This window comes from Streptomyces sp. NPDC014891 (assembly GCF_043081085.1).
Classification (GTDB): Bacteria; Actinomycetota; Actinomycetes; order Streptomycetales; family Streptomycetaceae; genus Streptomyces.
This window is the reverse complement of sequence record NZ_JBIBWF010000005.1, coordinates 205,268-231,093: the sequence shown is the minus strand read 5'-3', so window position 1 is coordinate 231,093 and position 25,826 is coordinate 205,268. Positions and strand designations below refer to the sequence as shown.

General features: G+C 72.8%; 21 protein-coding genes. 19 read left to right on the top strand and 2 right to left on the bottom strand.

What is annotated here, in order from left to right:
- Window positions 1-104 precede the first annotated feature (104 nt).
- The 6 genes from ACF09E_RS16380 (at window position 105) to ACF09E_RS16355 (ending at window position 6,738) form a co-directional block, all read left to right on the top strand.
- Window positions 105-1,103: an ABC transporter permease gene (locus ACF09E_RS16380; protein WP_361854052.1), complete on the top strand. Its 999-nt coding sequence runs from the start codon at window positions 105-107 to the stop codon at window positions 1,101-1,103.
- Window positions 1,100-2,203, top strand: a complete 1,104-nt coding sequence (locus ACF09E_RS16375; protein WP_392205798.1) for an ABC transporter ATP-binding protein — start codon at window positions 1,100-1,102, stop codon at window positions 2,201-2,203. Before ACF09E_RS16380 ends, ACF09E_RS16375 begins: the two co-directional genes overlap by 4 nt.
- An 8-nt stretch (window positions 2,204-2,211) precedes the next feature.
- Window positions 2,212-3,423 carry an ABC transporter ATP-binding protein gene (locus ACF09E_RS16370; RefSeq protein WP_392206112.1) on the top strand — a complete coding sequence of 404 codons (1,212 nt, stop codon included), beginning with the start codon at window positions 2,212-2,214 and terminating at the stop codon, window positions 3,421-3,423.
- 330 nt (window positions 3,424-3,753) lie between these two features.
- On the top strand, window positions 3,754-4,431 hold the full coding sequence (locus ACF09E_RS16365) for a trimeric intracellular cation channel family protein (protein ID WP_361854046.1): 678 nt from the start codon (window positions 3,754-3,756) through the stop codon (window positions 4,429-4,431).
- A 23-nt stretch (window positions 4,432-4,454) separates the two neighbouring features.
- Window positions 4,455-5,339 (top strand): thioesterase family protein, encoded by an 885-nt coding sequence (locus ACF09E_RS16360; protein ID WP_392205797.1) that lies wholly within the window; start codon window positions 4,455-4,457, stop codon window positions 5,337-5,339.
- 235 nt (window positions 5,340-5,574) lie between these two features.
- The gene (locus ACF09E_RS16355; RefSeq protein WP_392205796.1) at window positions 5,575-6,738 is read left to right on the top strand and encodes a cysteine desulfurase family protein; all 1,164 of its coding nucleotides are present in this window, start codon (window positions 5,575-5,577) and stop codon (window positions 6,736-6,738) included.
- Between the two features lie 154 nt (window positions 6,739-6,892).
- Here ACF09E_RS16355 and ACF09E_RS16350 read toward each other — a convergent pair whose 3' ends face one another.
- Window positions 6,893-7,588, bottom strand: a complete 696-nt coding sequence (locus ACF09E_RS16350; protein WP_392205795.1) for an N-acetylmuramoyl-L-alanine amidase — start codon at window positions 7,586-7,588, stop codon at window positions 6,893-6,895.
- A gap of 61 nt (window positions 7,589-7,649) precedes the next feature.
- Here ACF09E_RS16350 and mnmA point away from each other — a divergent pair, with 61 nt between their 5' ends.
- Window positions 7,650-8,801 carry a tRNA 2-thiouridine(34) synthase MnmA gene (gene mnmA / locus ACF09E_RS16345; RefSeq protein ID WP_392205794.1) on the top strand — a complete coding sequence of 384 codons (1,152 nt, stop codon included), beginning with the start codon at window positions 7,650-7,652 and terminating at the stop codon, window positions 8,799-8,801.
- 23 nt (window positions 8,802-8,824) lie between these two features.
- Here mnmA and ACF09E_RS16340 read toward each other — a convergent pair whose 3' ends face one another.
- Window positions 8,825-9,613, bottom strand: coding sequence for an alpha/beta fold hydrolase (locus ACF09E_RS16340; protein ID WP_392205793.1), 789 nt, complete (start codon window positions 9,611-9,613; stop codon window positions 8,825-8,827).
- Window positions 9,614-9,710: 97 nt separating this feature from the next.
- Here ACF09E_RS16340 and ACF09E_RS16335 point away from each other — a divergent pair, with 97 nt between their 5' ends.
- From ACF09E_RS16335 to ACF09E_RS16280, 12 genes are all read left to right on the top strand, one after another.
- On the top strand, window positions 9,711-10,250 hold the full coding sequence (locus ACF09E_RS16335) for a TIGR00730 family Rossman fold protein (RefSeq protein ID WP_392205792.1): 540 nt from the start codon (window positions 9,711-9,713) through the stop codon (window positions 10,248-10,250).
- A 7-nt stretch (window positions 10,251-10,257) separates the two neighbouring features.
- Window positions 10,258-10,956 carry an SDR family oxidoreductase gene (locus ACF09E_RS16330; RefSeq protein WP_392205791.1) on the top strand — a complete coding sequence of 233 codons (699 nt, stop codon included), beginning with the start codon at window positions 10,258-10,260 and terminating at the stop codon, window positions 10,954-10,956.
- Between the two features lie 2 nt (window positions 10,957-10,958).
- A complete protein-coding gene (locus ACF09E_RS16325; protein ID WP_392205790.1) occupies window positions 10,959-11,975 on the top strand; it encodes a methionine synthase in 1,017 nt (338 codons plus the stop codon).
- A 32-nt stretch (window positions 11,976-12,007) separates the two neighbouring features.
- Entirely contained in the window at window positions 12,008-14,188 is a 2,181-nt protein-coding gene (gene ligA, locus ACF09E_RS16320) for an NAD-dependent DNA ligase LigA (protein ID WP_392205789.1), read from the top strand.
- 333 nt (window positions 14,189-14,521) lie between these two features.
- Entirely contained in the window at window positions 14,522-16,636 is a 2,115-nt protein-coding gene (locus ACF09E_RS16315) for a putative bifunctional diguanylate cyclase/phosphodiesterase (RefSeq protein WP_392205788.1), read from the top strand.
- A 105-nt stretch (window positions 16,637-16,741) separates the two neighbouring features.
- Window positions 16,742-17,038: an Asp-tRNA(Asn)/Glu-tRNA(Gln) amidotransferase subunit GatC gene (gatC, locus tag ACF09E_RS16310; RefSeq protein ID WP_015036350.1), complete on the top strand. Its 297-nt coding sequence runs from the start codon at window positions 16,742-16,744 to the stop codon at window positions 17,036-17,038.
- A gap of 5 nt (window positions 17,039-17,043) precedes the next feature.
- On the top strand, window positions 17,044-18,540 hold the full coding sequence (gatA, locus tag ACF09E_RS16305) for an Asp-tRNA(Asn)/Glu-tRNA(Gln) amidotransferase subunit GatA (protein WP_392205787.1): 1,497 nt from the start codon (window positions 17,044-17,046) through the stop codon (window positions 18,538-18,540).
- A gap of 5 nt (window positions 18,541-18,545) precedes the next feature.
- Complete coding sequence (locus tag ACF09E_RS16300) at window positions 18,546-18,779, top strand: hypothetical protein (RefSeq protein WP_392206111.1); 234 nt, start codon at window positions 18,546-18,548, stop codon at window positions 18,777-18,779.
- Window positions 18,780-18,795: 16 nt separating this feature from the next.
- Complete coding sequence (gatB, locus tag ACF09E_RS16295; protein WP_392205786.1) at window positions 18,796-20,307, top strand: Asp-tRNA(Asn)/Glu-tRNA(Gln) amidotransferase subunit GatB; 1,512 nt, start codon at window positions 18,796-18,798, stop codon at window positions 20,305-20,307.
- 412 nt (window positions 20,308-20,719) lie between these two features.
- The gene (locus ACF09E_RS16290; RefSeq protein WP_392205785.1) at window positions 20,720-22,798 is read left to right on the top strand and encodes a phosphocholine-specific phospholipase C; all 2,079 of its coding nucleotides are present in this window, start codon (window positions 20,720-20,722) and stop codon (window positions 22,796-22,798) included.
- 201 nt (window positions 22,799-22,999) lie between these two features.
- Window positions 23,000-25,252, top strand: a complete 2,253-nt coding sequence (locus ACF09E_RS16285) for an MMPL family transporter (RefSeq protein ID WP_392205784.1) — start codon at window positions 23,000-23,002, stop codon at window positions 25,250-25,252.
- Window positions 25,230-25,787 carry a GNAT family protein gene (locus tag ACF09E_RS16280; RefSeq protein WP_361849263.1) on the top strand — a complete coding sequence of 186 codons (558 nt, stop codon included), beginning with the start codon at window positions 25,230-25,232 and terminating at the stop codon, window positions 25,785-25,787. Before ACF09E_RS16285 ends, ACF09E_RS16280 begins: the two co-directional genes overlap by 23 nt.
- Window positions 25,788-25,826 lie beyond the last annotated feature (39 nt).

The window sequence follows — 25,826 nt, the reverse complement described above, 5'->3', positions numbered from 1 at the left end:
TCCACCGGCGCACCACCCGCCGCCAGGTCCGAAGGGCAGGTGATGGCCGAGGGCGGCGGCCGGGGGACCCGATCGGGTCCCCCGGCCGCCGACCGGCCGACCGCATGCTTGCATACATAGTCCGGCGACTCTTCGCGGTCGTCGTGATGCTGCTCGTCGTCACGCTCGTGACGCTCAGCATCTTCTTCCTCATACCCAAGCTGACCGGCAGCGACCCTGCCGCGATGTTCGTCGGCAAGCAGGCGGATCCGGCATCCATCGAGGCCGTCCGGCAGAAGCTGGGCCTGGACGAGCCGATCCTGGTGCAGTTCTGGCACTTCGTCTCCGGCATCTTCGTCGGTCGCGACTACACCGGCGGCGGCGACACCATCCACTGCGCGGCGCCCTGCTTCGGCTACTCGTTCCGCACCGAGCAGGACGTCTCGGAGATGCTGGTCGACGCCTTCCCCGTCACCCTCTCCATGGTCATCGGCGCCGCGGTGCTCTGGCTGGTGCTGGGCGTCTCCACCGGCGTCGTCTCCGCCCTCAAGCGGGGCACGATCATCGACCGCGCCGCCATGATCACCGCGCTGGCCGGCGTCTCGCTCCCCATCTTCTTCACCGCCATGCTGGCGATGCTGATCTTCCGTACCCAACTGGGCTGGCTCAACGCCTCGTACACGCCGATCACCGAGTCCTTCGGCGGCTGGTTCGGCGGCCTGCTCCTGCCCTGGGTGACCCTCGCCTTCCTGTACGCGGCGATGTACGCGCGGCTCACCCGCGCCACCATGCTGGAGGTCCTCGGCGAGGACTACATCCGCACCGCGCGGGCCAAGGGCCTCCCGGAGCCGGTCGTGCTCGGCAAGCACGCCATGCGCTCCACCATGACCCCCATCCTGACCATCTTCGGCATGGACCTCGGCGCCCTCGTCGGCGGCGCGATCCTGACCGAGACCGCGTTCAGCCTCCACGGCCTCGGCGGACTCGCCATCAAGGGCGTCAGCGAGCGCGACCTGCCGCTGATCCTGGCCGTCACGCTGATCACCGCGGCCTGCGTCGTCCTCGCCAACCTCGTCGTGGACCTCCTGTACGCGGTGATCGACCCCCGAGTGAGGCTCGCATGACGGACAAGCTGACGAAGACCGGCGCGGCGGTGGGAGAACCCGTCGGCACCGGGTCCGCCCCCTCCGACGCCTTCCTCGACGTGCGCGACCTGAAGATCCACTTCCCGACCGACGACGGTCTGGTCAAGTCGGTCGACGGGCTCAGCTTCCAGCTGGAGAAGGGCAAGACCCTCGGCATCGTGGGCGAGTCCGGCTCCGGGAAGTCGGTCACCTCGCTCGGCATCATGGGCCTCCACACCGTCGGCCAGTACGGCCGGCAGAAGGCCCGCATCTCCGGCGAGATCTGGCTCGACGGACGCGAGCTGCTCTCGGCCGACCCGGACGAGGTCCGCAGGATGCGCGGCCGCGACATGGCCATGATCTTCCAGGACCCGCTGTCCGCGATGCACCCGTACTACACGGTCGGCAACCAGATCGTGGAGGCGTACCGCGTCCACCACGACGTCGACAAGAAGACGGCGCGCAAGCGGGCCGTCGAACTCCTCGACCGGGTCGGCATCCCCGAGCCCGCCAAGCGGTTCGACAACTACCCGCACGAGTTCTCCGGCGGCATGCGCCAGCGCGCGATGATCGCCATGGCGCTCGTCAACAACCCGGCCCTGCTCATCGCCGACGAGCCGACCACCGCGCTCGACGTGACCGTGCAGGCCCAGATCCTCGACCTGATGCGGGACCTCCAGAAGGAGTTCGGCTCCGCGGTCGTCATCATCACCCACGACCTCGGCGTCGTCGCCGAGCTCGCCGACGACATCCTCGTGATGTACGGCGGGCGCTGCGTCGAGCGCGGACCGGCCGAGTCCGTCTTCTACGAGCCGCAGCACCCCTACACCTGGGGCCTGCTCGGCTCGATGCCGAGGATCGACCGCGACCAGACCGACCGGCTCATCCCGGTGAAGGGCAACCCGCCCAGCCTCATCAACATCCCGGACGGCTGCGCCTTCAACCCCCGCTGCCCGTACGCGGACGTCCCCAAGGGCGGCGTCACGCGCACCCTGCGACCGGAGCTGGCGCCGGCCGGGGACCGCCACTTCTCGGCCTGCCACATGCCGCAGGAGGAGCGGACCCGTATCTGGACCGAAGAGATTGCGCCGAAACTGTGAGCGAGACCATGGAACCCCTCCTCAAGGTCACCGGCCTGAAGAAGCACTTCCCCATCAAGAAGGGGCTTCTCCAGCGGCAGACCGGCGCGGTCAAGGCGGTCGACGGGATCGACTTCGAGGTCCTGCCCGGTGAGACGCTCGGCGTCGTCGGCGAGTCCGGCTGCGGCAAGTCCACGATGGGCCGGCTGATCACCCGGCTGCTCGAACCGACCGGCGGCACCGTCGAGTTCCAGGGCAAGGACATCTCGCACCTCGGCGTCTCGGGCATGCGTCCGTTCCGCCGGGACATCCAGATGATCTTCCAGGATCCGTACGGTTCGCTGAACCCGCGCCACACGGTCGGCACGATCGTCTCGGCCCCCTTCAAGCTCCAGGGCGTCGAGCCCGAGGGCGGCGTGAAGAAGGAGGTCCAGCGCCTGCTCGGACTGGTCGGGCTCAACCCGGAGCACTACAACCGCTACCCGCACGAGTTCTCCGGCGGCCAGCGCCAGCGCATCGGCATCGCCCGCGCCCTGGCCCTGAAGCCGAAGCTGGTGGTGGCGGACGAGCCGGTCTCGGCCCTGGACGTCTCCATCCAGGCGCAGGTGGTCAACCTCCTGGACGACCTCCAGGAGGAGCTCGGCCTCACGTACGTGATCATCGCGCACGACCTGTCGGTCATCCGGCACGTGTCGGACCGTATCGCGGTGATGTACCTCGGCAAGATCGTGGAACTCGCGGACCGCAAGTCCCTCTACGAGAACCCGATGCACCCGTACACCCGCGCCCTCATGTCGGCGGTCCCGATCCCGGACCCCCGCCGCAGGGGCGCGAAGAGCGACCGCATCCTGCTGACCGGCGACGTCCCGTCCCCGATCGCCCCGCCGCCGGGCTGCCGCTTCAACACCCGCTGCTGGAAGGCGACGGACGTCTGCCGCACGCAGGAGCCCCCGCTGGTCGAACTCCGTCCGGGCCAGCGGGTGGCCTGCCACCACCCGGAGAACGCGGACGCGCTGACGATCCCGGGGGCGAGGGAGTCCCTGGAGGTGACGACGGCACCCGTGAAGACGGAGACGTCGGTGGCGCCGGTGACGCCGGAGAAGACGGAGACGGCGTCGGAGCCGACGGCCGTGGAGAAGCCGGCCGAGACGGCGCCGGAGTCGACGGAGGCCGAGCGGAAGCCGGAGGCTCCGGCCGCGACGCCGGAGCCCGCTGCCGAGGGCGACGCGCCGAAGGCGTGACGCGGGGGAGGCCCCCGGTGCCCAAGGGCACCGGGGGCCTTCGCGCTTACGGGGACCCGGGCGGCGGGACCGCTGCGGAACGCCGGGCGCCGGTCCTCGGACCGGGGTCCTGCCGGGGGCGGGCCGGCTTCCGCCGCCTCCCGCCCCGCCGGGCGAGCCGCGTCCGCGGGGCCGCCGGCGTCGGGGGTCCGGGGGCGGAGCCCCGGTCCCGTCAGGGTTTCGGGAAGGGGCGGGGCGGGGGAGTTCCCCGCCGTACCCGGGGACACGCCCGCGGGCGGGGAGCCCGCGGTGTGGGGCGGGACCGGTGGGGACTACCGGGACAATGGGCCGGTGCTCCACGACCTGTTCACCCCCTCCGTCCAACACGCCCTCGACCTCGTCGGCATCTTCGTCTTCGCCATCTCCGGCGCCCTCCTCGCCGTCCGCAAGAACTTCGACGTCTTCGGCATCGCCGTGCTCGCCGAGGTCACCGCCCTCGGCGGCGGTCTCTTCCGCGACCTGGTCATCGGCGCGGTACCGCCCGCCGCCTTCACCGATCTCGGCTACTTCCTCATGCCGCTGATCGCCGCGGGCCTCGTCTTCTTCCTCCACCCCGAGGTCGAGCGCACCCAGAACGCGGTGAACGTCTTCGACGCCGCCGGCCTCGGCCTGTTCTGCGTGACCGGTACGACGAAGGCGTACGACTACGGTCTCGGCCTCACCTCCTCCGCCGCGCTGGGCCTCGCGACGGCCGTCGGCGGCGGTGTCCTGCGCGACGTGCTCGCCAACGAGGTGCCGTCGCTGCTGCGCTGGGACCGTGACCTGTACGCCGTCCCCGCGATCGTCGGCGCCGCGATGGTCGCGCTTTGCATCCGCTTCGACCTGCTCAACGCCTGGACCAGCGGCGCCGCCGTCCTCACCGCCTTCCTGCTCCGCCTGCTCGCGATGCGCTACCACTGGCGCGCGCCCCGGGCCTGGCACCGCCGGTCCTCCGCACGCGAGGAACCGGAAAAAGCTACCGCTCAGTAGCTACCTGGGGTACCGTCGGAAGCATGAGCACGAGCATCGAGACCCCCGCCGCCACGAGCGGGCACGACAGCGGGCGCGAGGACGAGCGCACGTACGAGTTCGACCGCGACACCGCCGTCGTCCTCCGGGAGCCCGGCGTCTACGACGCCGAACTCTCCGCGGGCTGGACCATCATCCACGCCGTCAACGGCGGCTACCTCCTCGCTCTGCTCGGCCGCGCCCTCGGCGACCACCTCCCGCACCCCGACCCGTTCACGATCTCGGCGCACTACCTCACGCCGTCCGTGCCGGGCCCCGCGGTGATCAGGACGGAGACCGTCCGCACCGGCCGCACGCTCTCCACCGGCCAGGCCTCCCTCTTCCAGTACGCCGAGGACGGCACCGAGGTCGAGCGCATCCGGGTCCTCGCCTCCTACGGCGACCTGGACACCCTCTCCGACGAGGTCCGCACCACCGCGGCCCTCCCCGCGATGGCGGCCGTCGAGAACTGCTTCAGCGCCGCCGACGGACCCACCCCGGCCATCCCCGGCTCCTCGGCGATCGCCGACCGGCTCGACCTGCGGCTCGACCCGGCCTGCGTCGGCTGGGCGATCGGCGCGCCCTCCGGGAAGGGCGAGATGCGGGCCTGGTTCGGCCTCGCGGACGGCCGCGAGCCGGACGCCCTGTCGCTGCTCCTCACGGTCGACGCGCTGCCGCCGACCTCCTTCGAGCTGGGACTGAAGGGCTGGACCCCGACCGTCGAGCTCACCACCCACATCCGCTGCCGCCCCGCCCCGGGCCCGCTGCGGGTCTCCATCACCACCCGCAACCTCGCCGGAGGCTTCCTGGAGGAGGACGCGGAGGTCTGGGACAGCGCCGACCGCCTGGTCGCGCAGTCCCGTCAGCTGGCCCGCGCCCCGCGCGCCTGACGCGGTTCCGGCCCCGACCCCGGGCCGGAACACGACAGGGGCCGGACGCCCGGGGCCCGCACACCCCGGAGCGCGTACGGCCCGGAGCCGGCGAAGCCGGACCCGGACGCGACCGACCGGCCGCGTCCGGGCCCCCGGCACGGCAGCCGTCCCGGCCCCGCCGGCCACCGCGCCCGGCGGCGTAAACCGGCCACCCGCCGGGGCAGCGGGCACGGGCTCGTAGAATCGACCCACCATGGCTTACCTCGACCACGCCGCGACCACGCCCATGCTGCCCGAGGCGATCGAGGCGATGACCGCCCAGCTCGCCGTCACGGGCAACGCCTCCTCCCTCCACGCCGCCGGACGGCGGGCCCGGCGGACCGTCGAGGAGGGGCGCGAGACCCTCGCCGCCGCGCTCGGCGCGCGGCCGAGCGAGGTCGTCTTCACCTCCGGCGGCACCGAGGCCGACAACCTCGCCGTGAAGGGCCTCTACTGGTCCCGCCGCGACGCCGACCCCCGCCGGACCCGCGTCCTGGCCAGCCCGGTCGAGCACCACGCCGTGCTCGACGCCGTCGACTGGCTCGCCGCCCACGAGGGCGCCGACGTCGAGTACCTGCCGGTCGACCGGTACGGCCGTGTGCACCCCGAGGCCCTGCGCGAGGCGATCGCCCGCGATCCGGCATCGGTCGCGCTCGCCACCGTCATGTGGGCCAACAACGAGATCGGCACCGTCATGCCGGTACGCGAACTGGCCGATGTCGCGGCCGAGTTCGAGGTGCCGCTGCACGCCGACGCCGTCCAGGCCGTCGGCCAGACCGAGGTCGACTTCGCCGCGTCGGGCCTCGCCGCGATGACCGTCTCCGGCCACAAGATCGGCGGGCCCTACGGCATCGGCGCCCTGCTCCTCGGCCGCGAGCACACCCCCGTGCCCGTGCTGCACGGCGGCGGCCAGGAGCGGCACGTCCGCTCCGGCACCCTCGACGTCCCGGCCGTCGCCGCCTTCGCGGTCGCCGCCCGGCTCGCCACCGAGCGGCGCGAGGAGTTCGCCCGGGAGATCGGCGCACTGCGCGACGAACTGGTCGCCGCGGTCAGCGCGCTCGTCCCCGACGTGATCCTCGGCGGCGACCCCGTCGAGCGGCTGCCCGCCAACGCGCACTTCACCTTCCCGGGCTGCGAGGGCGACTCGCTGCTCCTGCTGCTCGACGCGGCCGGGATCGCCTGCTCCACCGGCTCCGCCTGCACCGCGGGCATCGCCCAGCCGAGCCACGTCCTCCTGGCCACCGGAACCGACCCGGACCTGGCCCGCGGCACCCTGCGCTTCTCCTTCGGGCACACGTCCACCAAGGAGGACGTCGCGGCCGTCGCGGACGCCATCGGCCCCGCGGTGGAACGCGCCAGGTCGGCGGGCCTCAGCTGACCCGGGGCCCCCGCCCGGGCCCATGCCGCGGGACGCGCCCCGGCGGGCCCACCGACCCGAGCGCGGCCCATGCCCGGACCGCGGCCCGGGACCGGGGACGACGCCCCGGGCCCCCTGACCGGCCCGAGCAGCCGGGGCCCGCTCCCACCCCGCCTCAGACGCGCGCCTTGGACGCCTCCCGCACCAGCTTCAGATAGCGGTCCCAGTCCCAGTGCGGGCCGGGGTCGGTGTGGTCGGTGCCCTCGACCTCGACGTGCCCGATGATGTGCTCCCGGTCCACCGGGATGCCGTACCGGGCGCATATGTCCGCCGCCAGCCGCGCCGATCCCGCGTACATCGCCGCCGTGAAGTCCTGCGGACGGTCGACGAAGCCCTCGTGCTCGATGCCGATGCTCCGCTCGTTCATGTCCCGGTTCCCGGCGTGGAAAGCCACGTCCAGCTCCCTGATCATCTGTGCCACGTGCCCGTCCTTGCGGACCACGTAGTGCGCGGCGGCCCCGTGCCCCGGGTCCTTGAAGACCTTCAGGGCGGTCGCGTAGCTGCCCTGGACGACATGGATCACGATCCGGTCGATCCGGTAGTCGTCCGGCCGGTCGGCCCGCCGCCAGTTCGCCCGCGACGCCGAGGTCCACTCGGCCGCCCGGTGGTCCAGCTCCCCCTCGACCCGCTTCTTCTCCATCCCCGGCAGCCGCCACCAGGCGCGCGCCAGCTCGTCCCGCGCCAGCACCGCCGTCCCCAGGACGGCGACCCCGCCGCCCAGCAGCACCGCGCGCCGCCCCACCCGTCGGCCGGAACCGGAGTCCCCGCCGGAACCGCCGGACCTGCCCGCACCACTCGTCTCGCTCCCCATGCCTCCGAGAACGCTTACTACCGCGACCGCGGTTCCCGGTGCCCCGTACCCTGGTAGGGCTATGACTCAGACTCCGCCCCCGCACCCCCGCACCCGCCCCCTCCGGGTACTCGCCGCCATGTCCGGCGGAGTGGACTCCGCCGTCGCCGCGGCCCGCGCCGCCGAGGCCGGCCACGACGTCACCGGCGTGCACCTCGCCCTCTCCGCGAACCCGCAGTCCTTCCGCACGGGAGCCCGCGGCTGCTGCACGATCGAGGACTCCCGCGACGCACGCAGGGCGGCCGACGTCATCGGCATCCCGTTCTACGTGTGGGACCTCGCAGAGCGCTTCCGCGAGGACGTCGTGGACGACTTCGTCGCGGAGTACGAGGCGGGCCGCACCCCCAACCCGTGCCTGCGCTGCAACGAGAAGATCAAGTTCGCGGCGCTGCTCGACAAGGCGCTCGCCCTCGGCTTCGACGCCGTCTGCACCGGTCACTACGCGACCGTCGTCCTGAACGAGGACGGCACCCGCGAGCTGCACCGCGCCTCCGACATGGCGAAGGACCAGTCGTACGTGCTCGGCGTCCTCGACGAGAAGCAGCTGGCGCACGCGATGTTCCCGCTGGGCGACACCCTCACCACCAAGGACGAGATCCGTGCGGAGGCGGAGCGGCGCGGCCTCGCCGTCGCGAAGAAGCCCGACAGCCACGACATCTGCTTCATCGCCGACGGCGACACCCAGGGCTTCCTCGCCTCCCGCCTGGGCAAGGCGGAGGGCGACATCGTCGACGAGTCCGGTACGAAGGTCGGCAGCCACGAGGGCGCGTACGGCTTCACCATCGGCCAGCGCAAGGGCCTGCGGATCGGCCACCCGGCCGCGGACGGCAAGCCGCGCTACGTGCTGGACATCTCGCCGGTGAACAACACGGTCACGGTCGGCCCGGTCGAGGCCCTGGACGTCACGGCGCTGACGGCGATCAAGCCCCGCTGGTGCGGCACCGCGCCCGAGGGCGAGGGCCGCTACACGGCCCAGCTCCGCGCCCACGGCGGCGAAACGGCGGTGACGGCCGCCCTGGAGGACGGCGAACTGACGGTCGCCTTCGACGAGCCGGTCCGCGGGGTCGCCCCGGGACAGGCGATCGTCCTCTACGACGGCACCCGCGTGGTCGGCTCGGCCACGATCGCGACGACGACCCGCCGCACCCCGGAACCGACGGCGACCCCGGCCTGATCGACGAGACACCCCCTAGGCGGTCAAGCCGCCTCCGCCGGTTCCCGGTCCTCCGTGAGGAACTCCTCCAGGACCGGGGCCAGCACGTGCGGGGCCACGTCGTGGGTCTGGCCCGTCAGGGTGCGGTGGCGGGCCCGGGGGAGGGACTCCGTCACCGCGCGGGCCGCCTGCCGGGTGCCCGCCGGGCTCGCGCCCCCGTCGACCACCAGGACGCGCGCCCGGATCCGGGCGAGGAGACCCTCCGGGACCGTCCCGTCGCCGAGGACGGCGACGTCGTACGCGAGGGTGTGCGCCAGCTCCGCGAGCCCGGGCCGAAGCTCCGCCGGCACCGTCGACTCCGCCAGGAACAGGTCGAGCGCCTCGGCGGGACGGCCCGCGCCGAGCAGCTCCGCCACCCGCCGCCGCCGTTCGGCCGCCGCCGCCGAGTACGGCGGCTCGAAGACCGACACCGCCCCGGCCGGCAGTCCGGCGGCCACCGCGGCGAGGACCAGCGCGCCACCGGTCCCCGTCCCGTGCAGGGCCGCTCCCGGGCCCGCCGCCCCGACCACCGCGGCCAGGTCCTCGACCTCCCGCTCCACCGCGTACGGCCCGCCGTCGCCGCTGTCGCCGCGCCCCCGCCGGTCGTACGCCACGACCGAGAAGCGCCGGGCCAGCAACCCGCCCAGCAGCCGCTCGCCCGCCGCCGTGCCCAGCGCCCCGCTCACCAGGACCAGCGGCGGCCCCTCCCCGTACCGCTCGTACGCGATCGGCGTCCCGTCCCGCGACACGACCCGTCCCCGAACCCCGGCCGGCGGGGTGCTCACCTCATCCATGGCAGGTGAGACCGGAGCCGCCGCCCGAACTCATCGCCCCGCGACGGGATTTCCCGGAGAGATTCTGAAGTCCCTGGTCAGGGCCTACGGTGGGGCCATGAACATCTGCGTCTTCCTCTCAGCGGCCGATCTCGACGAGCGCTACACGACCCCCGCCCGCGACTTCGCGCGCCTCCTCGGCAAGGCCGGCCACACCCTGGTCTGGGGCGGCTCCGACACCGGTCTGATGAAGGTCGTCGCCGACGGCGTCCAGGAGGCCGGCGGCCGACTCGTCGGCGTCTCCGTCGACTTCCTCGCCCACAAGGCCCGCCCCGGTGCCGACGAGATGGTCGTCGCCCGCGACCTCGCCGAGCGCAAGGCGCTGCTCCTCGCCAAGTCCGACGCGATCGTCGTCATGGTCGGCGGCACCGGCACCCTCGACGAGGCCACCGAGATCCTGGAGCTGAAGAAGCACGGCAAGCACCGCAAGCCGGTCGTCGTCCTCAACACCGCGGGCTTCTACGACGGACTGAAGACCCAGTTCCGCCGGATGGAGGAGGAGGGATTCCTGCCGATCCCCCTCGCCGACCTCGCCCTCTTCGCCGACGACGCCCCCACGGCCCTCGCCCACCTGGAGGAGAACATCGCCGCCCGCTGATGCGAGCATGGTGACCATGGCTACACATGTGATCACCGGAGCCGGTTCCGGCATCGGCGCGGCCGTCGCGCGCCGCCTCCACGCGCGCGGGGACGACCTCGTGCTCCACGCCCGCGACGCGGGGCGGGCCAAGGAACTCGCCGCCCTGTTCCCCGGCGCCCGGACGCTCGTCGGAGACCTGGCGGACCCGGACCGGCTCTCCTGGGCGTTCTCGCACCAGACCATGCCGGAACGGGTGGACACCCTGCTGCACATCGCGGGCGTCGTCGACCTCGGGCCGATCGGGGACCTCACCCCCAAGACCTGGCACCACCAGCTCGACGTCAACCTGGTCGCCCCGGCCGAGCTGACCCGCCACCTCCTGCCCCAGCTGCGGGTCTCCCAGGGCCACGTCGTCTTCGTGAACTCGGGCGCCGGCCTCGCCGCGCACGCCGAGTGGGGCGCGTACGCCGCCTCCAAGCACGGCCTCAAGGCCCTCGCCGACTCCCTGCGCCACGAGGAACACGCCAACGGCGTGCGGGTGACCTCCGTCTACCCGGGCCGCACCGCGAGCCCCATGCAGGCCAAGGTCCACTCCCAGGAGGGCAAGGAGTACGACCCCTCCCGGTGGATCGACCCCGAGTCGGTCGCGACGGCGATCCTCACCGCCGTCGACCTCCCGCGCGACGCGGAGATCAACGACCTCACCGTTCGTCCGGGACGCTAGACATGGGCGAGACGCAGACCGAGGACGACCGCCCGCTCTGGGGACCCGCCACCGGCGTCGGCTCCATGCCGGGCGGCGACGCCCGGGAGACCGCCAAGACCGTCACGGGCTCCTTCGAGGACTTCCCGTTCCTCGCGGAGCTGCCCGCCCGCGGCCCCGGCGCCGACATGATCGGCCGCACCATCGGGATGCTCGTCGACCTCTACGCGCACGTGGAGCCCAGCGGCTGGCGGATCAGCGACCGCCCCGGCCGCGACACCCGCCGCGCCCGCTCCTGGATGGGCGAGGACCTGGACGCCCTGGAGGAGTTCACCCAGGGGTACGAGGGCCCGCTCAAGGTGCAGGCGGTGGGCCCCTGGACCCTCGCCGCCGCCCTGGAGCTGCGCGGCGGCGAGGCCGCGCTCGGCGACCCCGGCGCCTGCCGCGACCTCGTCGGCTCGCTCGCCGAGGGCCTCCACGGGCACCTCGCGGACCTGCGCAAGCGGATCCCGGGCGCCCGGATCGTCCTCCAGCTCGACGAGCCCTCGCTCACGGCCGTCCTGCGCGGCCAGGTCCGCACCGCCAGCGGCTACCGCACCCACCGGGCCGTCGACCGGCAGGTCGTGGAGAGCGCGCTGCGCGAGGTGCTCGCCGTCCACGACGGGCCGGTGATCGTCCACTCCTGCGCCCCCGACGTGCCGTTCGCGCTCCTGCGGCGGGCCGGGGCGGCGGGCGTCTCGTTCGACTTCTCCCTGCTCACCGAGCGTGACGAGGAGACGATCGGAGAGGCCGTGGAGGCCGGCACCCGGCTCTTCGCCGGTGTGGTGGCGTCCACCGACGGCCCATTGTCCGACCCGGGCGGTAGCGTCATGGGTGTCAGGACGCTGTGGCGCAGGCTGGGGCTGAATCCGGGGACTCTCGCGGAGTCCGTGGTCGTCACCCCGACGTGCGGGCTCGCGGGCGCTTCGCCCGCCTACGCCCGCGCGGCGCTCGCCCACTGCGCCCGGGCGGCGAGATCGCTCGCGGACAACCCAGAGTGACCGGGTTTCGAGGCACGGGAGGACGGACGAAGGTGGCAGTCGAACAGGGGGCCCTGCCCGCCGAGGCACGGGAGAAGCACGCCGACCTGGCCGAACAGGTCGAGGAGCACCGCTTCCGGTACTACGTGAAGGACCAGCCGGTCATCAGCGACGGCGACTTCGACCGGCTCCTGCGCGCCCTGGAGGCGCTGGAGGAGGAGTACCCGGAGCTGCGCACCCCGGACTCGCCGACGCAGAAGGTCGCGGGGCAGTACGAGACCGAGTTCACCGCCGTCGAGCACCGCGAGCGGATGCTCTCCCTCGACAACGCCTTCGACGAGGCCGAACTGGCCGCCTGGGCCGAGCGGATCGCGCGGGACGTCGGCGGCCCCGGCTACCACTACCTGTGCGAGCTCAAGGTCGACGGCCTCGCGGTCAACCTGACGTACGAGCACGGCCGGCTCACCCGGGCCGCCACCCGCGGCGACGGCCGCACCGGCGAGGACATCACGCCCAACGTCCGGACGATCGCCGACATCCCGGAGCGGCTGCACGGGGACCGGATCCCGGCCCTCGTGGAGATCCGCGGCGAGGTCTACTTCCCCATGGAGGACTTCCAGGGGCTCAACGCCCGCCTGGTGGAGGCCGGCGACAAGCCCTTCGCCAACCCGAGGAACGCGGCGGCGGGCTCGCTGCGCCAGAAGGACCCGAAGGTCACCGCCTCCCGCCCGCTGCACATGGTCGTGCACGGCATCGGCGCCCGCGAGGGCTTCGACATCGACTGCCTCTCCCACGCGTACGAGCTGCTGCGCGAGTGGGGGCTGCCCACCGCCCGGCACAACAAGGTGGTCGGCTCGCTCGCCGAGGTGCGGGAGTTCATCGCGTACTTCGGGGAGAACCGCCACTCCGTCGAGCACGAGATCGACGGGGTCGTCGTCAAGCTCGACGAGATCCCCCTCCAGGGCCGGCTCGGCTCCACCGCGCGCGCCCCGCGCTGGGCCATCGCCTGGAAGTACGCGCCGGAGGAGGTCAACACCAGGCTGATCGACATCAAGGTCGGCGTCGGCCGCACCGGCCGCGTCACGCCGTACGCCCAGGTCGAGCCGGTGACCGTGGCCGGGTCCGAGGTCGAGTTCGCCACCCTCCACAACCAGGAGGTGGTGAAGGCCAAGGGCGTGCTGATCGGCGACACCGTGGTGCTGCGCAAGGCCGGCGACGTGATCCCCGAGATCCTCGGGCCGGTCGCCGACCTGCGGGACGGCAGCGAGCGGGAGTTCGTGATGCCCGCCGAGTGCCCGGAGTGCGGGACGCCGCTGAAGCCGATGAAGGAGGGCGACATCGACCTCCGCTGTCCGAACGCCCGGACCTGCCCGGCCCAGCTGCGCGAGCGCCTCTTCTTCCTCGCCGGACGCCAGTGCCTGGACATCGAGAACTTCGGCGCGGTGGCCGCGGCGGCGCTCACCCGCCCCCTGGAGCCCGCCGAGCCCCCGCTGGTGGACGAGGGCGACCTCTTCGACCTGACGATGGAGCAGCTGCTGCCGATCAAGGCGTACGTGCTGGACCCGGACAGCGGACTGCCCAAGCGGGACCCGAAGACCGGCGAGGAGAAGATCGTCACGGTCTTCGCCAACCAGAAGGGCGAGCCGAAGAAGAACGCCGTGGCGATGCTGGAGAACATCGCGGCGGCGAAGACCCGCCCGCTGGCCCGCTTCATCAACGGCCTGTCGATCCGGCACGTGGGGCCGGTCGCGGCCGAGGCGCTGGCCCGCGAGTTCCGCTCCCTGGAGCGGATCGAGCAGGCGAGCGAGGAGGAGCTGGCCGCGGTCGACGGGGTCGGCGGGATCATCGCGGCCGCGGTGAAGCAGTGGTTCGCCGAGGAGTGGCACCGCGAGATCGTGCGCAAGTGGCGTGCCGCCGGGGTCAGTCTCGAGGACGAGGGCGCGGGGGAGGAGGTCGGCCCGCGTCCGCTGGAGGGCCTCACGGTCGTGGTGACCGGAACCCTGGAGAAGTTCACCAGGGATGGCGCAAAAGAGTCCCTCCAGAGCCTCGGTGCGAAGGTGACCGGTTCCGTTTCGAAGAAGACCGCCTTCGTGGTCGTCGGCGAAAACCCTGGTTCGAAGTACGACAAGGCCATGCAACTGAAGGTTCCGGTTCTCGACGAGGACGGCTTCGGCATCCTGCTCGAACAAGGACCCGAGGCCGCTCGGGAGGCCGCCGTCCCGGTCGCCGAGTAGCCGCCCGCGGCCCGCCCCCGACCCGCCCGAAGTCCGTGCGACGGTCACCCGTTCGGCGCATACCAGATCGTTACGGGTGGCCAGGTCGCATTCGGGCAAGACAGGGAGAGCGCTGCCCGTCGACGCCCTCGGCGGCCTAATGTGGTGACCGTGCGCCCGGTCCTGCACGACCGCGCGAGGGTTCTGCCGGTCGCGGCGCCAGGACGACGGCCCCGTGGCACGACGTCCGACCGCCCGGCGGCGGCCCGGACGACGGACGGCCGGACGACGGACAGCCGCCTGACCGCGGCGCATCGCACACCGACGGCACCGCCGCCTGTGAGAGGGACGGGAATGGAACCGACCGAGAGCGCCGCCCCGGTCCCACGGCCGCACGGCCGTACGGGGTCCCCGGGCTTCACCTCCCGGCTGCCCGCAGCCGTGGTGGGCATCGCCGCCGTCGTGCTCGTCGTCGGCCTCCAACAGGGCCTGAGCGCCGGCAGCGGCCTCTTCCCCGGCGGAGTCACCGGCTGGTCCCTCGCGCTCCTCACCGGCCTCATCGTCGGCCACCTGGTCGCCCTCGGCCGCGACCGCTGGTGGGGCGGCACGGGCTCGGGCGCCGCCCTCACCCTCGCCGTCCTCCTGCTCTACGGCTGGGTGCCGGCCGGACTCGTCTCGATGACCGTGGTCACCCTGGTCGGCGCCGCCCGCAGGCACCGCTGGCGACAGGGCCTGCTGCACGGCGCCGCCGACGTCCTCGGGGTCGCCGCCGCCGCCCTCGTCCTCGCCCTCTTCGGCGACGTCCCGACCGTCGAACGGCCCTGGCAGCCCCTCGACTGGACCATCGGGGACCTCCCGGAAGTCGTCCTCGCCGCCGCCACCTACCTCGTGGTGACCCGGCTCCTCCTGTGGTACACGCTGGCCCCCCAGACCCGCGGACTGCCCACCGTCGCCCGCACCGCGCTCCTGAGGCAGGGCCTCGTCGCCGTCGCCCTGCTCGGCATCGCCCCGCTGATCTGCGTCGTCGCCGCCACCCGGCCGGTCCTGCTGCCCCTCTTCGCCGTCCCCCTCATCGCCCTCGACTCCACCCTGTGGATCGCCCGGGCCCGCGCCGAGGAACAGCTGCGCGACCCGCTCACCGGACTCCCCAACCGCCAGTGGCTCCTCGAACGGGCCTGGACCGCCCTGGAGGAGGCCGAAGGCGAGGGAGCCCGCGCCGCCCTCGTACTGATCGACCTCGACCGCTTCCGGTCGGTCAACGACACCCTCGGACACCTCGCGGGCGACCGGCTGCTCCTGCAGATCGCCGACCGGCTCCGCCACGCCCTGCCCCGCGGCGCCGAGGCCGCCCGGCTCGGCGGCGACGAGTTCGCCGTCCTGCTGCCCACCGCCGACTCCACCACCAGCGCCCAGCGGGTCGCCCGCCACCTCGTCGCCGAACTCTCCTCCCCGCTCGACCTCGACGGACTCACCCTCGTCCTGGAGGCCAGCGCCGGCGTCGCCGTCTTCCCCGACCACGCCCTCGACGCCGAAGGCCTGCTGCGCCGTGCCGACGTCGCCATGTACCAGGCCAAGCGGGACCGCACCGGCGTCGAGGTCTACGAGTCCAAGCGCGACTCCAACACCCCCGACCGGCTCGGCCTCCTCGGCGACCTGCGCCGCGCGCTCGACGCCGGCGAGGTCGAGCTCCACTACCAGCCCAAGGTCCGCTTCGACGGCCAGGTCGCCGGACTCGAAGCCCTCGTCCGCTGGGTCCACCCCGAGCGCGGCAAGGTCCCGCCCGACGAGTTCATCGCCATCGCCGAGTCCTCCGGACTCATGCCCCACCTCACCGAGTACGTCCTGGAGACCGCCCTCGCCCAGGTCGCCCGCTGGCGCGCCCAGGGGCTCGACGTACCGGTCGCCGTCAACGTCTCGCCGCGCGACGTCCACACCCCCGGCTTCGCCGGCGCCGTCGCCGCCCGGCTCGCCCGCCACGGAGTCCCGGCCGGCGCGCTCCAGCTGGAGATAACGGAGCACGTCCTCCTGGAGGACCCCCAGCGGGCCGCCGACACGCTCAACGGCCTCACCGGCCACGGCGTCAAGATGTCCCTCGACGACTTCGGCACCGGCTACTCCTCCCTCGTCCACCTGCGCCGGCTCCCGGTCAGCGAACTGAAGATCGACCGCTCCTTCGTCGCCCGGCTCGCCGTCGACACCGAGGACGCCGAGATCGTCCGCTGCACCGTCGACCTCGCCCACTCCCTCGGGCTCCTCGTTGTCGCCGAGGGCGTCGAGGACGACGAGACCTGGGAGCGCCTGCGCGACCTGGGCTGCGACGCCGTCCAGGGCTGGCTGGTCGCCGCCGCGATGCCGCCCGGCGAGGCCACCGCCTGGCTGCTCGCCCGCGGCGAGCACGGCTGGCGCCGACCCGCCGACATCGCCGCCGAGGTCGCCGTGGACCACCCCTCCGGCCAGGCCGTTCCGTAGCCCGTGTCCGCCCGGGGCGCCGCCCCGGGCAAACCGTTTCACGGGCAGCGGCACCGGCCCCATAGGATGGGCCCACACCATCAAGCTCACCCCGTGAGGATCCGCATGCCTGGCATCACGCGCGAGGAGGTCGCCCACCTCGCACGGCTGGCGCGTCTGGAGCTGAAGGGCGAAGAACTCGATCACTTCGCCGGCCAGCTCGACGACATCATCGGCGCGGTCGCCCGCGTCTCCGAGGTCGCCGACCAAGACGTCCCGCCGACCTCCCACCCGCTGCCGCTGACCAATGTCATGCGCGCGGACGAGGTCCGTCCGTCGCTCACCCCCGAGCAGGCGCTCTCCGGCGCTCCGGCCCAGGAGCAGCAGCGTTTCAAGGTGCCGCAGATCCTGGGGGAGGACTAACCGCCATGACGGACAACATCATCAAGCTCACCGCGGCCGAGATCGCCGCGAGGATCGCCGCCGGCGAGCTGACCGCCGTCGAGGTCGCCGAGGCCCACCTCGCCCGCATCGAGGCCGTCGACGAGAAGGTCCACGCCTTCCTGCACGTCGACCGCGAGGGCGCGCTCGCCCAGGCCCGTGCCGTCGACGAGAAGCGGGCCCGCGGCGAGAAGCTCGGCCCGCTCGCCGGTGTGCCGCTCGCACTCAAGGACATCTTCACCACCGCCGGCATGCCGACCACCGTGGGCTCGAAGATCCTCGAGGGCTGGATCCCGCCGTACGACGCGACCCTGGTCAAGAACCTGAAGGCCGCCGACGTCGTCATCCTCGGCAAGACCAACATGGACGAGTTCGCCATGGGGTCCTCCACCGAGAACAGCGCCTACGGTCCGACCGGCAACCCCTGGGACCTCACCCGGATCCCCGGCGGCTCCGGCGGCGGCTCGTCCGCGGCCCTCGCCGCGTACGAGGCCCCCCTCGCCATCGGCACGGACACCGGCGGTTCGATCCGCCAGCCCGCCGCCGTCACCGGCACCGTCGGCGTCAAGCCGACCTACGGCGGGGTCTCCCGCTACGGCATGGTGGCCTTCTCGTCCTCCCTCGACCAGGGCGGCCCCTGCGCCCGCACGGTCCTGGACGCGGCCCTCCTGCACGAGGCGATCGCCGGGCACGACCCGCTCGACTCGACCTCCATCGACGCCCCGGTCCCGCAGGTCGTCGAGGCCGCGCGCAACGGCTCGGTGGCCGGCATGCGCGTCGGCGTCGTCAAGCAGTTCCGCGGCGAGGGGTACCAGGCCGGCGTCGTCCAGCGCTTCGACGAGTCCGTCGAACTGCTCAAGGAGCTGGGCGCCGAGATCGTCGAGCTGGACTGCCCGACGTTCGACCTCGCCCTTTCGGCGTACTACCTGATCGCGCCGTCGGAGTGCTCCTCCAACCTGGCCCGCTTCGACGCCATGCGCTACGGCCTCCGGGTCGGCGACGACGGCACGCGGTCCGCCGAGGACGTCACCGCCCTCACCCGCGAGGCCGGGTTCGGCGACGAGGTCAAGCGCCGCATCATCCTCGGCACGTACGCGCTCAGCTCCGGCTACTACGACGCGTACTACGGCTCGGCCCAGAAGGTCCGGACCCTCATCACCCGCGAGTTCGAGAAGGCCTTCGAGGAGGTGGACGTCATCGTCTCCCCGACGACCCCCACCACCGCCTTCCCGATCGGCGAGCGCGCCGACGACCCGATGGCGATGTACCTCGCGGACCTGTGCACCATCCCGACCAACCTGGCCGGCAACGCCGCCATGTCGCTGCCCTGCGGCCTGGCGCCCGAGGACGGTCTGCCGGTCGGCCTGCAGATCATCGCTCCCGCCATGAAGGACGACCGGCTGTACAAGGTCGGCGCCGCCGTCGAGGCCGCCTTCGTGGAAAAGTGGGGGCACCCGCTGCTCGAGGAGGCTCCGTCGCTGTGAGTGCCATGGCTAAGAAGGCCAAGAACTTCAAGAAGTCGAAGACCGGCGTCTACGTCTCGCTGGCGACCACCGCGTTCGGCGCCGTCAGCGTCGCGAAGCAGGCCAGGCTGGCCCGCAACGACAACGACATGCTGCGGCTGATCGACTCCGCCGTGTCCGCCGCCGCCATCGTTACCGGCCTGGCGATCCTCTACCGGGAGCTGAAGCGCCTGGGCGACGACGACGTCCTGCTGGGCTGAGAGGGAAAGTCTCACCGTGACCGTCACTGAACTGCTGTCGTACGAAGCGGCGCTCGCCGAGTACGACCCCGTCATGGGCCTGGAGGTCCATGTCGAGCTCGGCACCAAGACGAAGATGTTCTGCGGCTGCTCGACCGAGCTGGGCGCGGAGCCCAACTCGCAGACCTGCCCGACCTGCCTCGGCCTGCCCGGCTCGCTGCCCGTCGTGAACGCGATCGGCGTCGAGTCGGCCGTCAAGATCGGCCTCGCGCTGCACTGCGAGATCGCCGAGTGGTGCCGCTTCGCCCGGAAGAACTACTTCTATCCGGACATGCCGAAGAACTTCCAGACCTCCCAGTACGACGAGCCGATCGCCTTCAACGGCTACCTGGACGTCCAGCTGGAGGACGGCGAGGTCTTCCGCGTGGAGATCGAGCGCGCCCACATGGAGGAGGACACCGGCAAGTCGCTGCACGTCGGCGGTGCCACCGGCCGTATCCACGGCGCGTCCCACTCGCTGCTCGACTACAACCGGGCCGGCATCCCGCTCATCGAGATCGTCACCAAGCCGATCGAGGGCGCGGGCGAGCGGGCCCCCGAGGTCGCCAAGGCGTACGTCGCCGAGCTGCGCGAGCTGATCCGCGCGCTCGGCGTGTCCGAGGCGCGGATGGACAAGGGCCAGATGCGCTGCGACGTGAACCTGTCGCTGCGTCCCCACGGCACCAAGACCTTCGGCACCCGCTCGGAGACGAAGAACGTCAACTCGCTCCGCTCGGTGGAGCGGGCGGCCCGCTTCGAGATCCAGCGCCACGCCGCGGTGCTGTCCTCCGGCGGCACGATCGTGCAGGAGACCCGTCACTTCCACGAGGACGACGGCTCCACCACCTCCGGCCGCATCAAGGACAACGCCGAGGATTACCGGTACTTCCCGGAGCCCGACCTCGTGCCCGTCGCCCCGGCCCGCGCCTGGGTCGAGGAGCTGCGGGGCACGCTGCCCGAGCTGCCCCGGGTGCGCCGCAACCGGCTGCGCGAGGAGTGGGGCGTGTCGGAGCACGACATGCAGTCCATCCTCAACGCCGGCGCGGTCGAGCCGATCGTCGCGACGATCGAGGCGGGCGCGGACGCGGCCTCGGCCCGCAAGTGGTGGATGGGCGAGCTCGCCCGCAGCGCCAACGAGCAGGGCGTGTCGCTGGAGGAGCTGGCGATCACCCCGGCGGACGTGGCCCGGGTCTCGGCCCTGGTCGCCGCCGGCGATCTGAACGACAAGCTGGCCCGCCAGGTCATCGAGGGCGTCCTCGCCGGCGAGGGCACCCCGGACGACGTCGTCGAGAAGCGCGGTCTGAAGGTCGTCTCCGACGACGGCGCCCTCGGCACGGCGGTCGAGGAGGCCATCGCGGCCAACGCGGCCATCGCCGACAAGATCCGCGGCGGCAAGGTCGCCGCGGTCGGCGCCCTGGTCGGCGCGGTCATGAAGGCCACCCGCGGCCAGGCGGACGCGGCGCGCGTGAAGGACCTGATCCTGGAGAAGCTGGGCGTCAGCGAGGGCTGATCCCCTGCGCGCACGGATCTGTGCACGGCCCCGCACCGGAGTCCCGGTGCGGGGCCGTGCCACGTCCCGAGCCCGGACGCCCGGTCCTGACGACGGCCGGGCGCCGGGTGCCGACCACAGCCGGGGCGCTGACGGCAGCCCGGCTCCGGCAGCGGCCGTGGTCCGGCGACGGCCCGGCTCCGGCAGTGGCCGTGGTCCGGCGACGGCCCGGCTCCGGCAGCGGCCGTGCCCGGCGGCAGCCCGGCGCGCTTGGACTCCTGTCACGGCCTCTTGGACGTTCACCACCGCGCCCCCGCCGGGTCTTCCGCGCGTCACCCGGCGTCACTACCGTCCCCGGCGTACCACCCAATGGCTCGAAGGCGAACCATTGGCCGTCGACTGGAGGTCGGTCTTGTCCCCCGAGAAGTCCCGGATGTCCCGCAGAAGGCTCCTCGCCCTGGGCGGAGGTGCGCTCGGCGCCGCCGCGGCGGGCTCGCTGCTCCCGCCCTCGCTCCAGGAGGCGATCGCCGCGGGGCCGCCGCAGGGTGGTCTGTCGGCCGTGCGGCACGTGGTGATCCTCATGCAGGAGAACCGTTCCTTCGACCACTACTTCGGCACCCTGCGCGGCGTCCGCGGCTTCTCCGACCGCAACGCCGTCGAGCTGCCCTCCGGCCGGCCCGTGTTCGAGCAGCCCGCCGCCCTCGGCCGGACCGTGCTGCCCTTCCCGATCCGCGGCGCCGCCCGGACGCAGCAGAAGGACCTCCAGTACATCGGGGACCTCGACCACTCCTGGGGCGGCGGCGCCAAGGCCTGGCGCGACGGCTGGATGGACGGCTGGGTCTCGGCGAAGACCGCCGCGACCATGGCGTACTACGACCGGCGGGACATCCCGCTGCACTACGAGCTCGCCGACACGTTCACCGTCTGCGACGCCTACCACTCGTCCATCCACACCTCGACGAGCCCCAACCGCAACCACCTCTGGTCCGGCTGGACCGGCTTCGAGGCCGACGGCAGCCGGGCCGTCACCAACGCCGCGTACGCCGAGGGCACCCACCCCGGCTACGGCTGGTCCACCTACGCCGAGCGGCTCGAAGCCGCCGGGCGCAGCTGGAAGACGTACACCGAGTGGGAGAACTTCACCGACAACAACATCGAGTTCTTCACCACCTTCAAGAAGATCGCCCGCAAGGCGCTCGCCCGGACCGGCGGACACACCTTCATGGAGTCCTTCTACGCCGCCGTCCGCGACACCGGTGACACCGCCGAGCGCACCCGCCTCCTCGGGCTCCTGGAGGAGGGCGTGGCGGGCCTGACCGCGGCCGAGCGCTCCCTCTTCGAGCGCGGGCTGCGCCGGGTCGAGAGCGGCACCCTCGCCGACGCCTTCCGCGCCGACGTCGCCGCCGGCACCCTCCCCGAGGTCTCGTACCTCGTGCCGTCGGCGATCGACTCCGAGCACCCGGGCTCCTCCTCGCCGATCGCCTCCGCGTCCCTCGTCTACAAGGTGCTCGACGCCCTCGGCGCGCACCCGGACGTCTGGCGCCACACCGTCGTCCTGATCAACTACGACGAGAACGACGGCTTCTTCGACCACGTCCCGCCGCCGGTCCCGCCGGCCGGGAACACGGACGAGCGCTGGAAGGGGCAGCCGACCGGGCTCGGCATCCGCGTCCCGCTGCTCGTCGTCTCCCCCTGGTCGGTCGGCGGCTACGTCTGCTCCGAGACCTTCGACCACACCTCGGTGATCCGCTTCCTGGAGAAGCTGACCGGCGTCCGCGAGCCGAACATCACCCCCTGGCGCCGGACCGTGACCGGCGACCTCACCTCCGCCTTCGACTTCCGGCGCGGGCACCGGCAGCCCGACGTCGAGCAGCCGGGCCCGGTCCCGCCCTTCAGCGGCCGCTGGCGGCCCCAGCCCCCGGCCGAGCAGCGGATGCCCGTCCAGGAGCCCGGGGTCCGCCGGGCCCGCCCGCTCCCGTACCAGCCGGACGCCGCCGCCACCTCCGCCGCCGGTTCCGTGCGGGTGGCGCTCAGCAACACCGGGAAGGCCAGCGCGCACTTCGCGCTCTACCCCTACGCGGGCGAGTTCGCCGTGCCGCAGCACCAGGACGTCCAGGGCACGGGGGAGTGGACCGTGCCCGTCCCCGGCGAGCGCTACCGCTTCACGATCACCGGCCCCAACGGCTTCCGCCGCGAGTTCGAGGGACCGGCGGCCGGCGGCGCCGAGCTGGCCTCCCGGATCGACTACCACGACCGCGACCTGCACCTCACCGTGCGGAACACCGGACCGGCGCCCGTCTCCTTCACGGTGAGGCCGCTCGGGTACGTGGACGAGGACGACCTGGGGGACTGGACCCGCACGGTCACCGTGCGGCCCGGGAGGACCCGTACCGTCGTGCACTCGGCCGCAGACGCACACGGCTGGTACGACGTCGAGGTCACCGCCCCCGGCGGGTTCCGCCGCCGGCTCATGGGCCACATCGAGAACGGCCGCGCCAGCGTCTCCGGCTGAGCACCCACGGTGAGCGGCTGCCCGGGGGGCCGGGACCGAGGTCCGGGACCTCCGGCCCGACCCTTCGGGCATCCCTGTGAGCATCGACACGAAACGGACAAACGATCTCGCTCGGCTGCGAGAGTGGGCCCACACAGGTGAAGCGTTCCTTCTCGGGCTGTTCCCGCTGAGGATCCTCGAACCACCCAGGGAGCACCCCCTTTGGCAGCCATCGCACGGTGGTGCGTCACGCACCGCCTCGTCGCCGTCCTGCTGTGGCTCGCCGCCCTCCTCGGGGTGGGCACCGCGGCCGTCGTCGCCGGCAGCGCGTACTCCAACGACTACGAGGTCCCCGGCACCGAGTCCGGCCGTGCCACCGCGCTCATGGAGCGCGGCTTCCACGGCCTGGGCGGGGACAGCGACACCATCGTCTGGCACACGGACCGGGGCAGCGTCCGCGCCGACGCCGTCGAGCGGCGCATGACCGCGATGCTCGACGAGGTCGCCGGACTCCCCGGCATCGCCGCGGTGACGTCCCCCTACGGCGACACCCGGGGCCAGGTCAGCGAGGACGGGCACACCGCCTACGCCACCGTCGTCTTCCGCGAGCAGGCCGACGACATCCCCGAGACGCAGGCCCGCGCCCTCGTCGACACCGCGAAGGCCGCCGAGCGCGACGGTCTCGAGGTCGAACTGGGCGGCAGCGCCGTCGCCCTCACCGAGGCTCCCGGCGGGCACATCGCCGAGGTCGTCGGCGTCGCCGTCGCGGCCGTCGTCCTCTTCCTCGCCTTCGGCTCCCTGGCCGCCTCCGCACTCCCCATCGCGACCGCGCTCGTCAGCGTCGGCATCGCCTACTCCGGGATCGTGCTCCTCGGCCATCTGATGACCGTCGCCGACTTCGCCCCCATGCTCGGCATGCTCGTCGGCCTCGGCGTCGGCATCGACTACGCGCTGTTCATCGTCACCCGGCACCGCAGAGGACTGAAACGCGGGCTGTCCGTCGCCGAGGCCGCCGAGACCGCCGTCGCCACCACCGGCCGCGCCGTCGTCTTCGCCGGTGCCACCGTCTGCATCGCCCTGCTCGGCATGCTGATCCTGCGGCTCAGCTTCCTCAACGGCGTCGCCATCGCCGCCTCCCTCACCGTCGTCCTGACGGTCGCGGCCTCCGTCACCCTCCTGCCGGCCCTGCTCTCCCTCATCGGCATGCGGGCCCTGTCCCGGCGCGAACGCCGGACCCTCGCCGAGCACGGCCCGCAGCCCGAGCTGCCCACCGGCTTCGCCGCCCGCTGGTCCGCCTTCGTCGAGCGGCACCCCAAGCTCCTGGGGCTCGTCGCCGCCGTCGTCATGGGCGTCCTCGCGCTGCCCACCCTCTCGCTCCACCTGGGCACCTCCGACCAGGGCAACGGCCCGGCCACCGCGACCACGCGACAGGCGTACGACCTGATCGCCGACGGCTTCGGACCCGGGGTGAACGGCCCGCTCACGCTGGTCGCCGGGCTCGACGGCGCCGACGACCGGATCGCCCTCGACCAGCTGCCCGCCGCCCTGTCGGCCACCAAGGGCGTCGCGTCCGTCTCCCCGGTGACCTACAACAGCTCGGGCGACACCGCCGTCCTCACCGTCGTGCCCGACTCCTCGCCCCAGTCCAAGGCCACCAGCGAACTCGTCGACCGGCTCCGCACCGACGTCCTCCCGACCGCCGAGAACGGGACCTCGCTCGACGTGCACGTCGGCGGTGTCACCGCCTCGTACGACGACTTCGCCGAGATCATCATCGGCAAGCTGCCGCTCTTCGTGGGGGTCGTCATCGCCCTCGGGTGCCTGCTCCTCCTGGTGGCCTTCCGCTCCCTCGGCATCCCGCTCAAGGCCGCCGCCATGAACGTCGCCGCCGTCGCCGGCGCCTTCGGGGTCGTCGTGGCGGTCTTCCAGTGGGGCTGGGGCAGCGAACTCCTCGGCCTCGGCAGCGCCGGGCCGATCGAGCCCTTCCTCCCGGTGATCATGGTCTCGGTCCTCTTCGGACTCTCCATGGACTACCAGGTCTTCCTGGTCAGCCGGATGTACGAGGAGTGGCTGGAGACCGGCGACAACCGGCGGGCGGTGCGGGTCGGCCTCGCCGAGACCAGCCGCGTCATCAACTCCGCCGCCGTGATCATGATCGCGGTCTTCCTCGCCTTCGTCCTCTCCGGCGACCGGGTCATCGCGATGTTCGGCATCGCGCTCGCGGCGGCCGTCGCCCTCGACGCCTTCGTCCTGCGGACCCTGCTGGTCCCCGCCCTCATGCACCTGCTCGGCGGGGCGAACTGGTGGCTGCCCAGGTGGCTCGACAATCTGCTGCCCCGCATCAGCATCGAGACCCCGGAGTGCCGCGAGGCCGCCGACGCGCGTGGGAGGATACCGGCTCAGCGTGTGACGGCCGTGGCAGCGGTTCCGGCCGCAGAGGAGAGGAACGACGATGTTCGCGATATCGCTGGGTGACGACGGCGCCGAACTGAGGCCCCTGGAGCCCGCCCAGGCCGAGGAGTTCCTCGCCCACATGGACCGCGGACGCGCGTTCATCGGCGAGCACATCGTCCTCCCCGACGTCGTCACGGACAGCGCGTCCGCCCGCTCCTTCCTCCACGCGTACGCCGAGAAGGCCGCGCACGACACCGGACGCATCTACGGCATCTGGACCGGGGGCACGCTCGTCGGCGGCGTCCTCTTCCGGACCTTCGACGCGACCCACGGCACCGCCGAGGCGGGCTGCTGGCTGGAGCCCTCCGCCGCCGGGAAGGGCCTGGTCACCCGCGCCTGCCGGGTCATCATCGACTGGGCGATCGAGGAGCGCGGCATCCACCGCGTCGAATGGCACGCCTCCGCGAAGAACGGGCCGAGCATCGCCGTCGCCCGCCGCCTCGGCATGACCCGCGAGGGCGTGCTCCGGGAGAACTACCCGCACCGCGGCGTCCGCGCCGACACCGAGGTCTGGGCCGTCCTCGCCCCCGAGTGGCGCGCTGCCAAGGCCGCCTGAGCCGCCTTCCTCATACGGTTCTCATACGGGGCGCCTAGC